This window comes from Pseudomonas sp. SG20052 (genome assembly GCF_031766055.1).
Lineage (GTDB): Bacteria > Pseudomonadota > Gammaproteobacteria > Pseudomonadales > Pseudomonadaceae > Aquipseudomonas > Aquipseudomonas mandelii.
The window spans coordinates 3,429,533-3,441,646 of record NZ_CP134498.1; the positions used below are offsets into that span (position 1 = coordinate 3,429,533).

Below are 12,114 nucleotides of genomic sequence, written 5' to 3' on the forward strand. Positions count from 1 at the left end.
GCATTAAATGACTACCATTGTTCAAAACAACCTGACACTTAACAACTGGATGGCCAGCACGCCGGCCATTGACACGTTGTCACTCTGCGAATTGACCCTGCCGGGCACCCATAACGCTGGCAGCGACTGGAAAGCCTCTTGGCCGCTTATTCCAGGCGCCCACTGGCTGGCTTGTCAGCACCAATCGTTTTACTCGCAACTGTGCAAAGGCTCTCGAGCGTTGGATATCAGACTCGTATTTGACGCCAAGGAACCGGGGCTTGGAAAGTTCCGAATGCATCACAACGGCTACCGCAACAATCGTACCTTGGGGAACTTGTTTACCGACCTGAGGCAGTTTCTTGACGAGAACCCCGATGAATTCATTGTCCTGGACTTCCACGAACTAAAAGGGGATGCGTTTGATTACACTTTTTTCAACAACATGATGATCCATCTTATGGGGCACCATGTAATTCCCACTCGAAACCGTTCTCTGAGCCTGCATCAACTGAAGCAAATCAGTTCTGAGCAACGGCTTCTGGTCGCGGCCCCTGGGCATTGGCAGCTTGATCGAAACGTGTTCCTTGAACAGATTGAACACCAATGGTCTGGCAGCGGCATCACAAGCGCCGCCGATCTGGAGAAGCACATTACGAGCGTCCTGACCTACCCGCCAGGCACATGGGCACCATGGTCGCTCTCGGCAGCGAGTTACAGCGCCCTCGGTGGCCCCGTGGATATTCATGATGAACTCAATGCCTGGTTCGACCCGGAAAAAAGTGATTGGGCGGCAAAGTGCAACATCATCAATGTTGACTTCATTGAAGAGTCGCAAATTGTTTCCTATTGCCGAACCGCAAACGTATATAAAGCCGCCAAACGAGCCAACTAATCGGTGTGCCATTAAACGGCTATCTATGTGTAACTGTTTCCATGACTGGAAATCCTCTTACTCACTTCTATGCTGGGTCATGAAAGCCTTTCTGCGCAGGGCGATCAACACAGGTGTGGCGTGCAGCCAACTCTGATATATGAACTTCGTCGCCCCACGGAGGGGGCGCGTCAACGACAAGGAACTGTCATGACCCAAAACACAGCGGGCACGTTAGACAAACAAAAGTGGATGAGTAACGTCCTGGATATCCATCGATTAAAACTGACCGATATCGTCTGGCCGGGCGCCCATAACGCCGGTATGGATAAACAGGCACCCAATTATGATGTTGTTATCGGCAACTGGACGACGTGTCAAAACGGTTCATTTGCCTGGCAACTGTCCAACGGTGCCCGGGCCTTTGATATCCGCCTGGGTTACACCGAGGGCGCGGACCAGTCGATTTTCTATTTTCACCACAACGGATACCAGTCCCATCGGGTCCTCGATGAACTGATGACAGACGTGTCAGCGTTCCTTGACCGCAATCCCGATGAGTTCATCGTGCTGGATTTCCACCAACTCGCGGATGGGTCCAAACCCTTTGATTATCAGAAACTCAACGATCTTCTCGTGAGTCGACTCGGGCAGCGAGTGATCCCCCCCGGCGACGCCGAAAAAACCATCGGCGAACTGAAGCGGATCAGTCCTCGCCGCCGGGTGGTGTTGGCGGCGCATCGGCGGCGGGAACTGGATGAGGATTACTTCTGGCCGCGCATCCCGCACAAGTGGATAAACAAACGGTTTACCGATACCGAGGATCTGCAAAACCATGTTTCCAGCACACTCGAAGACGCGCCGTACGAAACGTTTCTATGGTCTTTATCAGCCACCAGCTACGCGTTTCTGGGAGGGCCTCAGGACATCAAAACCCAGATCAATGACTGGTTCAATCCCACCCGGGACTGGGTCACACGCTGCAGCATCATCAATACCGACTTTTTCGACGAATCAGAGATCGTTCGTTATTGCTGGACGGCCAACAGCATGAAAGCGGTTTACGGCCATGCGTTGCATGAGCGGACTCCGGGCTGACACACGGAACGTTGCACACTGGCATTAGGGGCCTGGAAAGAGGCATGATCAGGGCGCAATGATAATAAAAAGCGCCCTGACATGACCCGAACCGCCAGAGTCACCGATCCTTCCTACGAACTGATGGACGACCACAACGGGTTGTCGATCATCTATCGCCAGCATGGATTTCCCTGCCCATTGGTGCGGTGGCATTTCCACAAGGAATACGAGCTGCACCTGATCGTCGCCAGTTCCGGCAAGGTGTTCATCGGCGATTACATTGGCAACTTCTACCCGGAAACCCTGTTCTTGACCGGCCCGAATCTGCCTCACAACTGGATCAGCCAGGTGGCCGAAGACGAGGTAGTGCCCAAGCGCGACATGCTGGTCAACTTCACGGATGAATTGTTCGAGAGCGGTCATCAGGTATTCGCAGAACTGAAGACCCTTGCGCCACTGCTGGAGCGCGCGCAGTACGGCATCGAATTTCGTTGCAAGCGCACCATCCGCCAGGCCATGACGTTGATGCAACGCATCGCTGACACTAAAGGCGTCACCCGGCTCGGGCACTTTTTCATACTGCTGGAGCTGCTCGCGGCTTCTGACGATTTTCAGTTGCTGTCGGGGGCCACCACGCCGCAACTGGCGGATGAACACAATATCGATCGCACCAACCGGGCGGTGGATTACATTTTTGCGCATTACGCCCGGGACCTGCCGCTCGAGGAAGTCGCCGAGCATTTAGGCATGAAGCCAACGTATTTCAGCCGGGTGTTCAAGCAAGCCACCGGGCGCTGCTTCATCGAGTTCGTCAATCGCCTGCGCATCAGCAAATCCTGCGAGTTGCTGGCCGATGGCGACAAACCGGTGACCGATGTGTGTTTCGAATCGGGTTTCAACAATATTTCCAACTTCAATCGGCGGTTCCAACAGCTCAAGGGCATGACGCCCTCGCATTACCGGCGGCTGGCGGTACAGCGGCTGACCGAACAGAATCTGGCCTGAACGTCTTGGTCATAGGGCGTTCTGGGCCATACGCCATACCTGTAGGCGCGAGGCTTGCCCGCGAAGGAGCCAGAAAACCTGTACAAAATCGATGACTGTTCACCTCTGTGAAGCCTGTCCTTGTATCTCCCCCCATTAATCCCAGTGCAAAAAAGTATCGATTCAAGTGCGACGGATGATTTGTCACATCCTCAATTGAAGGCTGTAATCAGTGCACATTCTTCCTGCCCTCGGAAGACACAAAAACAATAACTGTCCTTCTGTCCCCCATCGGGTGCAGAAAAGGAGTGCACGATGCAACCTTCTGTAAAAGCTCTGCTTGCCCTCACCTGCATGACCCTCAGCAGCGTCAGTCTTGGCGCTCAGACGCTGACCATCGCCACCGTCAACAACAGCGACATGATCCGCATGCAAAAGCTCTCGAAAACCTTCGAGGCCGAGCATCCGGACATCAAGCTCAATTGGGTGGTGCTGGAAGAAAACGTCCTGCGCCAACGCCTGACCACTGACATCGCCACCCAGGGCGGGCAGTTCGACGTGCTGACCATTGGCATGTACGAAGCCGCACTCTGGGGCGCCAAGGGCTGGCTCGAGCCGATGAAGGATCTGCCGGCCACCTACGCCCTCGACGATGTGTTCCCTTCGGTGCGTGAAGGCCTTTCGGTCAAGGGCTCGCTCTACGCCCTGCCGTTTTACGCGGAAAGCTCCATCACCTATTACCGCACCGACCTGTTCAAGGACGCCGGGCTGACCATGCCCGAGCGCCCGACCTGGACCCAGATCGGCGAATTCGCCAGCAAGCTCACCAATAAAGACAAAGAACAGTACGGCATCTGCCTGCGTGGCAAGGCCGGTTGGGGCGAGAACATGGCGCTGATCACCACCGTCGCCAATGCCTATGGGGCACGCTGGTTTGATGAGCAGTGGAAGCCGGAATTCACTGGCCCTGAGTGGAAAAACGCCTTGAATTTCTACGTCGACACCATGAAGAAATCCGGCCCGCCGGGTGCCTCCAGTAACGGCTTCAACGAAAACCTTGCGTTGTTCAACAGCGGCAAGTGCGCGATCTGGGTAGACGCCAGCGTTGCCGGTTCCTTCGTCACCGACAAAACCCAAAGCAAGGTCAGCGAGCACGTTGGCTTTACTTATGCGCCGCATGAAACCACCGACAAAGGTTCAGCCTGGTTGTATTCCTGGGCGCTGGCGATCCCGACCAGTTCCAAGGCCAAGGACGCGGCGAAAACCTTCAGTGCCTGGGCTACCTCCAAGGAATACGGCGCATTGGTTGCCGAAAAAGACGGTATCGCCAACGTGCCGCCCGGCACTCGGGCCTCGACCTACAGCGAGGCTTACATGAGCGCCGCACCGTTTGCCAAGGTCACGCTGGAATCGCTGAAAGCGGCGGACCCGAGCAAACCGACCCTCAAACCGGTGCCTTACATCGGCATCCAGTTGGTGACTATCCCTGAATTCCAGGCGGTGGGCACCCAAGTCGGCAAGTTGTTCTCGGCGGCGCTGATTGGCCAGACCACGGTCGACCAGGCACTGACGGCGGCCCAGCAAACCACCGAACGTGAGATGAAGCGCGCCGGTTATCCCAAATAACCCCTAGCCATCCAAATTGTGGCGAGGGCGCTTGCTCCCGCTGGGCTGCCTAGCGGCCCCAAATCCGGGAAACGCGATTCATCAGACAGACCGCATTTTCCGGATTTACGACTGCTTCGCAGCCGAGCGGGAGCAAGCTCCCTCGCCACAGGGTCTCGCCGCATTTCGAGCAAGTGATCGCCATGAATATTTCAACTGCCAAAGCTCACATGGACATCCCCCAACCGGTGCGTAAAAGCCGATTGGCCAATCCCGGCTGGTTTCTGGTCAGCCCCTCGGTGGCGTTGTTGCTGCTGTGGATGATTGTGCCGCTGGGCATGACCGTTTACTTTTCAATGATCCGCTACAACCTTCTCTATCCCGGCGAAAACGAATTCGTCGGGCTGGAGAACTTCACTTACTTCCTGACTGACTCCGGGTTCATGCCCGGCGCCACCAACACCCTGTTGCTGGTCGGCAGCGTGCTGCTGATCAGCGTGGTACTCGGCGTGCTGATCAGTGCCTTGCTGGAGGCCAGCGAATTCCTCGGTCGCGGCATCGTGCGGGTGATGCTGATCTCGCCGTTTTTCATCATGCCCACCGTCGGCGCACTGATCTGGAAGAACCTGATTTTCCATCCGGTGTCGGGGATTCTCGCCTACGTCTGGAAGCTGTTCGGCGCACAACCGGTGGACTGGCTGGCGCACTACCCGCTGCTGTCCATCATCATTATCGTGTCCTGGCAATGGCTGCCCTTCGCGATTCTGATCCTGATGACCGCCATGCAATCCCTCGACCAGGAACAGAAAGAAGCCGCACGTCTCGACGGGGCCGGGCCGATCGCGATTTTCTGGCACCTGACCCTGCCGCACCTGGCCCGCCCGATTGCGGTGGTGGTGATGATCGAAACCATCTTCCTGCTCTCGGTGTTCGCCGAAATCTTCACCACCACCAACGGCGGTCCCGGCTATGCCTCGACCAACCTGGCGTACCTGATCTACAACCAGGCGCTGGTGCAGTTCGATGTCGGCATGGCGTCCGCCGGCGGCTTGATCGCGGTGGTGATCGCCAACATCGCGGCCATCGTGCTGGTGCGCATGATCGGCAAAAACCTGACCGACAAGACCTGAGGCCTGCGCCATGACTCTTCAACAATCCCGCCGCCTGCAAAGCCTGCTGCTCGGCACTCTGGCCTGGGCCATCGCGATCCTGATCTTCTTCCCGATTTTCTGGATGGTGTTGACCAGTTTCAAAACCGAAATCGACGCCTTCGCCACGCCGCCGCAGTTCATCTTCACGCCGACGCTGGAGAACTACCTGCACATCAACGAGCGCAGCGATTACTTCAGCTTCGCCTGGAACTCGGTGGTGATTTCGTTCAGCGCTACGGCTCTGTGCCTGCTGATCGCGGTGCCGGCGGCCTACTCCATGGCGTTCTACGAAACCCAGCGCACCAAAGGCACGCTGCTGTGGATGCTCTCCACCAAGATGCTGCCGCCGGTGGGCGTACTTATGCCGATCTACCTGTTGGCCAAGAGCTTCGGCCTGCTCGATACGCGCATCGCGCTGATTGTGATCTACACGCTGATCAACCTGCCGATCGTGGTCTGGATGATTTACACCTACTTCAAGGACATCCCCAAAGACATCCTCGAAGCCGCGCGCCTCGACGGTGCCACGCTTTGGCAGGAAATGGTCCGGGTGCTGCTGCCGATCGCCAAGGGAGGCCTGGCCTCCACCGTGCTGCTGTCGCTGATCCTGTGCTGGAACGAGGCGTTCTGGTCGCTGAACCTGACCTCGTCGAAAGCCGCGCCACTGACCGCGCTGATCGCTTCGTACTCCAGCCCCGAAGGCCTGTTCTGGGCCAAGTTGTCGGCGGTGTCGACCCTGGCCTGCGCGCCGATCCTGATTTTCGGCTGGATCAGCCAGAAACAACTGGTCCGCGGCCTGTCGTTTGGCGCTGTGAAATGACCTGCCGACATGCAAATCCCTGTGGGAGCGAGGCTGCTCGCGATGAGGGAGTGTCATGCAGCATTAATGCATCTGGCACACCGCAATCACGAGCAGGCTCGCTCCCACAGAAAAGCCCGCCCGGCTCAACTGAATAACAACACGTGGAGGCCCATCATCATGGCCAACCTGAAAATCAAGAATCTGCAAAAAGGCTTCGAAGGCTTTTCCATCATCAAAGGCATCGACCTGGAAGTGAACGACAAGGAATTCGTGGTCTTCGTCGGCCCGTCGGGCTGCGGCAAATCCACCCTGCTGCGCCTGATCGCCGGCTTGGAAGAAGTCAGCGACGGCACCATTGAACTCGACGGCCGCGACATCACCGAAGTCAGCCCGGCCAAACGCGACCTGGCGATGGTGTTCCAGACTTACGCCCTGTACCCGCACATGACCGTAAAAAAGAACATGTCGTTTGCCCTTGATCTGGCCGGCGTACCGAAGGCTGAAGTCGAGAAGAAAGTCGGTGAAGCGGCGCGCATCCTCGAGCTGGGGCCAATGCTTGAGCGCAAGCCCAAGCAACTCTCCGGCGGCCAGCGTCAACGTGTCGCAATCGGCCGCGCCATCGTGCGCAACCCGAAAATCTTCCTGTTCGACGAACCGCTGTCCAACCTCGACGCCGCGCTTCGCGTGCAGATGCGCCTGGAACTGTTGCGCCTGCACAAAGACCTGCAAGCGACGATGATCTACGTGACCCACGATCAGGTCGAAGCGATGACCATGGCCGACAAAGTGGTCGTCCTCAACGGCGGCAAAATCGAGCAAGTCGGCTCGCCACTGGACTTGTACCACCAGCCAGCCAACCTGTTTGTCGCCGGGTTCCTCGGCACGCCGAAAATGGGTTTCCTCAAAGGCAAAGTCACCCGAGTCGAGAGCCAAAGCTGTGAAGTCCTGCTGGACGCCGGCACCCGCATCACCCTGCCGCTGAGCGGTGCCCAACTGAACGTCGGCGGCGCGGTGACCCTGGGCATTCGTCCGGAGCACCTCAACCTCGCACAAACCGGCGACTGCACCTTGCAGGTCACCGCCGACGTCAGCGAACGCCTGGGCAGCGACACCTTCTGCCACGTCGTCACCGCTTCCGGTGAAGCGTTGACCATGCGCGTTCGTGGCGACCTCGCCAGCCGTTACGGCGAAGCCTTGAGCCTGCACCTGGACGCCGAACACTGCCATTTATTCGATGCCGACGGCGTGGCGCTCACCCGCCCGCTGCGTGCAGCGGCCTGATTTAGAGAGCCTGTGATGAAACTCAACCAACAGAACCTCAACCGCCTCGCGCCCGAAGTGGCCCTGCCCGCCTACGCCCTGAGCGATACGCGCCAAGGCATCGCCCACATCGGCGTCGGAGGTTTTCACCGTGCCCATCAGGCGTATTACACCGACGCCTTGATGAATACCGGAGAAGGCCTGGACTGGGCGATTTGCGGGGTCGGCCTGCGCGCCGAAGACCGTCGCGCCCGGGACGATCTGAAAGAGCAGGATTACCTCTTCACCTTGTTCGAACTGGGCGACAGCGACGACACTGAAGTACGGGTCATCGGCGCGATTCGCGACATGCTGTTGGCCGAAGACGGCGCGCAGGTGTTGATCGACAAGCTCGCCAGCCCAGAGATCCGCATCGTCTCGCTGACCATTACCGAAGGCGGTTATTGCATCGACGACAGCAACGGCGAGTTCATGGCGCACCTGCCGCAAATCCAGCACGACCTGGCCAACCCGAACGCACCGAAAACCGTGTTCGGCTTCCTCTGCGCCGCGCTGGCCAAACGTCGCGCCGCCGGCACGCCGGCCTTCACCTTGATGTCCTGCGATAACCTGCCGCACAACGGCGCCGTCACCCGCAAAGCCTTGTTGGCCTTCGCCGCGTTGCGCGATGCCGATCTGCGTGACTGGATCGCCAACAGCGTGAGCTTCCCCAACGCGATGGTCGACCGCATCACGCCAATGACCAGCACCGAACACAAGCTGCAACTGCACGACAAACATGGCGTCGACGATGCCTGGCCGGTGGTCTGCGAACCCTTTGTGCAGTGGGTGCTGGAAGACAAGTTCGTCAATGGCCGTCCGGCCTGGGAAAAGGTCGGCGTGCAATTCACCGACGACGTCACACCGTATGAAGAGATGAAGATCAAACTGCTCAACGGCAGCCATCTGGCCCTGACGTATCTGGGGTTTCTGAAGGGTTATCGCTTCGTGCACGAGACCATGAATGATCCGCTGTTTGTGCGCTACATGCGTGCCTACATGGACCTGGACGTCACCCCGCAACTGTCGCCCGTGCCGGGCATTGACCTGACGGATTACAAGAACACGCTGGTGGCGCGTTTCTCCAATCAGGCCATCGCCGATCAGCTGGAGCGTGTGTGTTCGGACGGCTCGTCGAAGTTTCCCAAGTTCACCGTTCCGACGATCAATCGCCTGATTGCCGATGGCCAGGAGACCAAGCGTGCCGCGTTGGTGGTGGCAGCCTGGGCGTTGTATTTGAAGGGGGTGGATGAGAATGGAGACACTTACTCGATTCCCGATCCGCGGGCGGCGTTCTGCCAGGCCTTGGTGGCCGATGATGCGTTGATGACCCAGCGATTGCTGGAGGTTGAGGAGATCTTTGGTACGGCAATTCCCCGTTCTCCGGCGTTTGTGGCGGCGTTTGAATGGTGTTGCAACAGCTTGCGGGAGGTGGGTGTGACGCGGACGCTGGAGCGGGTGCTGGCGTAAATGCGGCGGTGACAATGCTGCCGTCTTCGCAAGCAGGCTCGCTCCCACATCGGATCGTTGTCGAACATGACTAAACATCCCCTGTGGCAGCGGGCTTACCCGCGATGACGGACTGACCGACAACCTAAATGTCGAACCTGACGATCCAAGGACCTTCGATGGCAAACCAACAATTATTCCTCGGCATTGACTGCGGCACCCAAGGCACCAAAGCCGTGATCCTGGACGCCCACACTGGCCAGGTCCTGGGCCAGGGCGCCGCTGTGCACAGCTTGATCAGCGGCGCCAACGGTCGCCGCGAGCAAGACACCGGCCAGTGGCTCGAAGCGTTCACCCTGGCCACCCGCCGTGCGTTACTCGCGGCGAAAGTCGACGGTCAGGACATCCTTGGCCTCGGCGTCTCCGGACAGCAACACGGCTTGGTATTGCTCGATGACCAAGGTCAGGTGCTGCGTCCGGCGAAGCTTTGGTGCGACACCGAATCCACCCCGGAAAATGACCGTCTCCTGGCTCAACTCGGTGGCGAAAAGGGTTCACTTGAGCGCCTGGGTGTGGTCATCGCGCCCGGCTACACCGTTTCCAAACTGCTGTGGACCAAAGAACAGCACCCGGACATTTTCGCCCGGATCGCCCACATCCTCCTGCCCCACGACTACCTGAACCACTGGCTCACCGGCCGCAGTTGCAGCGAGTACGGCGACGCGTCAGGCACCGGCTATTTCAACGTGCGGACCCGCCAATGGGATTTGCAGTTGCTGCGCGACATCGACCCGACCGGACGCCTGCAAGCTGCGTTGCCGGAGTTGATCGACGCGCATCAAGCAGTCGGCACGATCCTGCCGAGCATCGCCGAACAGCTTGGCATCAACCCGCAGGCGCTGGTCTCCAGCGGGGGCGGCGACAACATGATGGGCGCGATCGGCACCGGCAATATCAAGCCCGGCGCGATCACCATGAGCCTCGGCTCTTCGGGGACGGTGTACGCCTATGCTGACCAGCCGAAAGTCAGCCCGGATGCGTCGGTCGCCACGTTCTGCTCGTCCAGCGGTGGCTGGCTGCCGTTGATCTGCACCATGAACCTGACCAACGCCACGGGGGTCATTCGCGAGCTGTTCGCCCTTGATATCGAACACTTCAACGATTTGGTCGAGCAGGCGCCCATCGGTGCTGAAGGCGTGTGCATGCTGCCATTCCTCAATGGCGAGCGCGTCCCCGCCCTGCCCCATGCCACCGGCAGCCTGCTGGGCTTGACCATGACCAACCTGACCCAGGCCAACCTGTGCCGCGCAGTCGTCGAAGGCACGACCTTCGGTTTGCGTTATGGACTGGACCTGCTGCGCCAGAATGGCTTACAAAGCCGCAGCATTTGCCTGATCGGCGGCGGCTCGAAAAGCCCGGTGTGGCGCCAGATCGTCGCCGACATCATGAACACCCCAGTGATCTGTACCGAGCAGAGCGAAGCGGCAGCCCTGGGCGCAGCGATTCAGGCGGCGTGGTGCAAGTCCAGGGCAAACGGCCACGAGGACAGTCTGGCGGACTTTTGCGAGCGTTGTGTAAAGCTCGATCTGGCCAGTGAAACCTTGCCGATTGCCGACAATGTGGCGGCCTGTCAGCAGGCCTATGAACGTTATCAACAACATGTCGCAACCCTTTAAAGAGCGAACAACTATGTATCTGGTGTGTGGCGAAGCGCTGTTCGATTTCTTCAGTGAAGACGACGCCAGCGGCCTGGCTTCAAAAGTGAATTTCAAGGCAATTGCCGGCGGTTCGCCGTTCAATGTGGCGGTTGGCTTGCGGCGATTGGGCGTGGAAGCGGCGCTCTTTGCAGGACTCTCCACCGACTACCTTGGCCGACGCTTGCAGCAAGTGCTGCAGGACGAAGGTGTGCGCCCGGATTACCTGGTGGACTTCGCCGCACCGACCACACTGGCAATGGTCGCGGTCGGGGCCAATGGCTCGCCGCACTACAGCTTTCGCGGTGAAGGTTGCGCGGACCGCCAGCTCAAACCTGAGCATTTGCCTGAGCTGGGCCCGCAAGTGCGTGGTTTGCACATTGGCTCGTTCTCCCTGGTGGTGCAGCCGATTGCCGACACGCTGCTGGCGTTGGTGCAGCGGGAAAGCGGAAAACGTTTGATCAGCCTTGATCCGAATGTCCGACTCAATCCTGAACCGAATATCGATCTGTGGCGTTCGAGGATTGCGACGCTGGTTGAGTTGGCGGATCTGATCAAAGTCAGCGATGAGGATTTGAGTCTGTTGTACCCCGAGCAGGATCCGCAGCGGGTGATTGAAAGTTGGTTGCAGCATCGCTGTCAGTTGGTGTTCCTGACCCGAGGTGGTGAAGGTGCCACGGTGTTCAGCCGCACTCAGGGTTCGTGGTCAGTACCGGCGAGCTCAGTGAAAATCGCCGATACCGTGGGCGCGGGCGATACGTTCCAGGCGGCGTTGATTACCTGGTTGACCGAGCAGCAGCTGGATTCGGTTGCGGGTGTGCAATCGCTTGAGCGCGGGCAAATCGACGGAATGTTGAAGTTTGCGGTACAGGCAGCGGCGCTGACGTGCAGCAAGACCGGGCCGGATTTGCCGTATCGGCAGCAACTCAACTGACAGATCGTTCCTACGTTCCGCGTGGGAATACAGCCCGGGGCGCTCCGCGTCCAAAGCGGACGCGGAGCGTCAGTGAGGCATTCCCACGCAGAGCGTAGGAACGATCAACAGGATCATCGGCAATGGCGGCAGCAGGCTTTTATCGGCCGAAGAGGACTTTAGTCTGGAAATGACTGTTGATTCTTGGCCGCTTGGAAGTTGTGGCGCAGTGATACCCAGGAAAAGAAAACTAAAAACCCCCAGCATTCATTGGCCGAAACCTT

General features: G+C 58.5%; 10 protein-coding genes. All 10 read left to right on the plus strand.

What is annotated here, in order from left to right:
• Nucleotides 1–7 precede the first annotated feature (7 nt).
• The 10 genes from RHP74_RS15690 to RHP74_RS15735 all read left to right on the plus strand — a co-directional run bounded on the left by RHP74_RS15690 (nucleotide 8) and on the right by RHP74_RS15735 (nucleotide 11,851).
• Complete coding sequence (locus RHP74_RS15690) at nucleotides 8–874, plus strand: phospholipase (RefSeq protein ID WP_311095778.1); 867 nt, start codon at nucleotides 8–10, stop codon at nucleotides 872–874.
• 189 nt (nucleotides 875–1,063) lie between these two features.
• On the plus strand, nucleotides 1,064–1,951 hold the full coding sequence (locus tag RHP74_RS15695; RefSeq protein WP_311095779.1) for a phospholipase: 888 nt from the start codon (nucleotides 1,064–1,066) through the stop codon (nucleotides 1,949–1,951).
• Nucleotides 1,952–2,032: 81 nt separating this feature from the next.
• The gene (locus RHP74_RS15700) at nucleotides 2,033–2,938 is read left to right on the plus strand and encodes an AraC family transcriptional regulator (RefSeq protein WP_077747836.1); all 906 of its coding nucleotides are present in this window, start codon (nucleotides 2,033–2,035) and stop codon (nucleotides 2,936–2,938) included.
• A gap of 294 nt (nucleotides 2,939–3,232) precedes the next feature.
• Nucleotides 3,233–4,543, plus strand: coding sequence for a sugar ABC transporter substrate-binding protein (locus tag RHP74_RS15705; protein ID WP_102593498.1), 1,311 nt, complete (start codon nucleotides 3,233–3,235; stop codon nucleotides 4,541–4,543).
• A 182-nt stretch (nucleotides 4,544–4,725) separates the two neighbouring features.
• Nucleotides 4,726–5,652 (plus strand): carbohydrate ABC transporter permease, encoded by a 927-nt coding sequence (locus tag RHP74_RS15710; RefSeq protein ID WP_109631004.1) that lies wholly within the window; start codon nucleotides 4,726–4,728, stop codon nucleotides 5,650–5,652.
• A gap of 10 nt (nucleotides 5,653–5,662) precedes the next feature.
• The gene (locus RHP74_RS15715) at nucleotides 5,663–6,493 is read left to right on the plus strand and encodes a carbohydrate ABC transporter permease (protein WP_007936731.1); all 831 of its coding nucleotides are present in this window, start codon (nucleotides 5,663–5,665) and stop codon (nucleotides 6,491–6,493) included.
• A gap of 159 nt (nucleotides 6,494–6,652) precedes the next feature.
• Nucleotides 6,653–7,756, plus strand: coding sequence for an ABC transporter ATP-binding protein (locus RHP74_RS15720; protein ID WP_010460469.1), 1,104 nt, complete (start codon nucleotides 6,653–6,655; stop codon nucleotides 7,754–7,756).
• Nucleotides 7,757–7,771: 15 nt separating this feature from the next.
• Entirely contained in the window at nucleotides 7,772–9,244 is a 1,473-nt protein-coding gene (locus RHP74_RS15725) for a mannitol dehydrogenase family protein (RefSeq protein ID WP_145307642.1), read from the plus strand.
• Between the two features lie 158 nt (nucleotides 9,245–9,402).
• Entirely contained in the window at nucleotides 9,403–10,899 is a 1,497-nt protein-coding gene (gene xylB, locus RHP74_RS15730) for a xylulokinase (RefSeq protein ID WP_311095780.1), read from the plus strand.
• A gap of 13 nt (nucleotides 10,900–10,912) precedes the next feature.
• Nucleotides 10,913–11,851, plus strand: coding sequence for a carbohydrate kinase (locus RHP74_RS15735; RefSeq protein ID WP_311095781.1), 939 nt, complete (start codon nucleotides 10,913–10,915; stop codon nucleotides 11,849–11,851).
• Nucleotides 11,852–12,114 lie beyond the last annotated feature (263 nt).

Bases quoted from the DNA above. Each gene is read 5' to 3' on its own strand.
- RHP74_RS15690 (WP_311095778.1), top strand. From the start codon at position 8: ATGACTACCATTGTTCAAAACAACCTGACACTTAACAACTGGATGGCC.
- RHP74_RS15695 (WP_311095779.1), top strand. From the start codon at position 1,064: ATGACCCAAAACACAGCGGGCACGTTAGACAAACAAAAGTGGATGAGT.
- RHP74_RS15700 (WP_077747836.1), top strand. From the start codon at position 2,033: ATGACCCGAACCGCCAGAGTCACCGATCCTTCCTACGAACTGATGGAC.
- RHP74_RS15705 (WP_102593498.1), top strand. From the start codon at position 3,233: ATGCAACCTTCTGTAAAAGCTCTGCTTGCCCTCACCTGCATGACCCTC.
- RHP74_RS15710 (WP_109631004.1), top strand. From the start codon at position 4,726: ATGAATATTTCAACTGCCAAAGCTCACATGGACATCCCCCAACCGGTG.
- RHP74_RS15715 (WP_007936731.1), top strand. From the start codon at position 5,663: ATGACTCTTCAACAATCCCGCCGCCTGCAAAGCCTGCTGCTCGGCACT.
- RHP74_RS15720 (WP_010460469.1), top strand. From the start codon at position 6,653: ATGGCCAACCTGAAAATCAAGAATCTGCAAAAAGGCTTCGAAGGCTTT.
- RHP74_RS15725 (WP_145307642.1), top strand. From the start codon at position 7,772: ATGAAACTCAACCAACAGAACCTCAACCGCCTCGCGCCCGAAGTGGCC.
- xylB (WP_311095780.1), top strand. From the start codon at position 9,403: ATGGCAAACCAACAATTATTCCTCGGCATTGACTGCGGCACCCAAGGC.
- RHP74_RS15735 (WP_311095781.1), top strand. From the start codon at position 10,913: ATGTATCTGGTGTGTGGCGAAGCGCTGTTCGATTTCTTCAGTGAAGAC.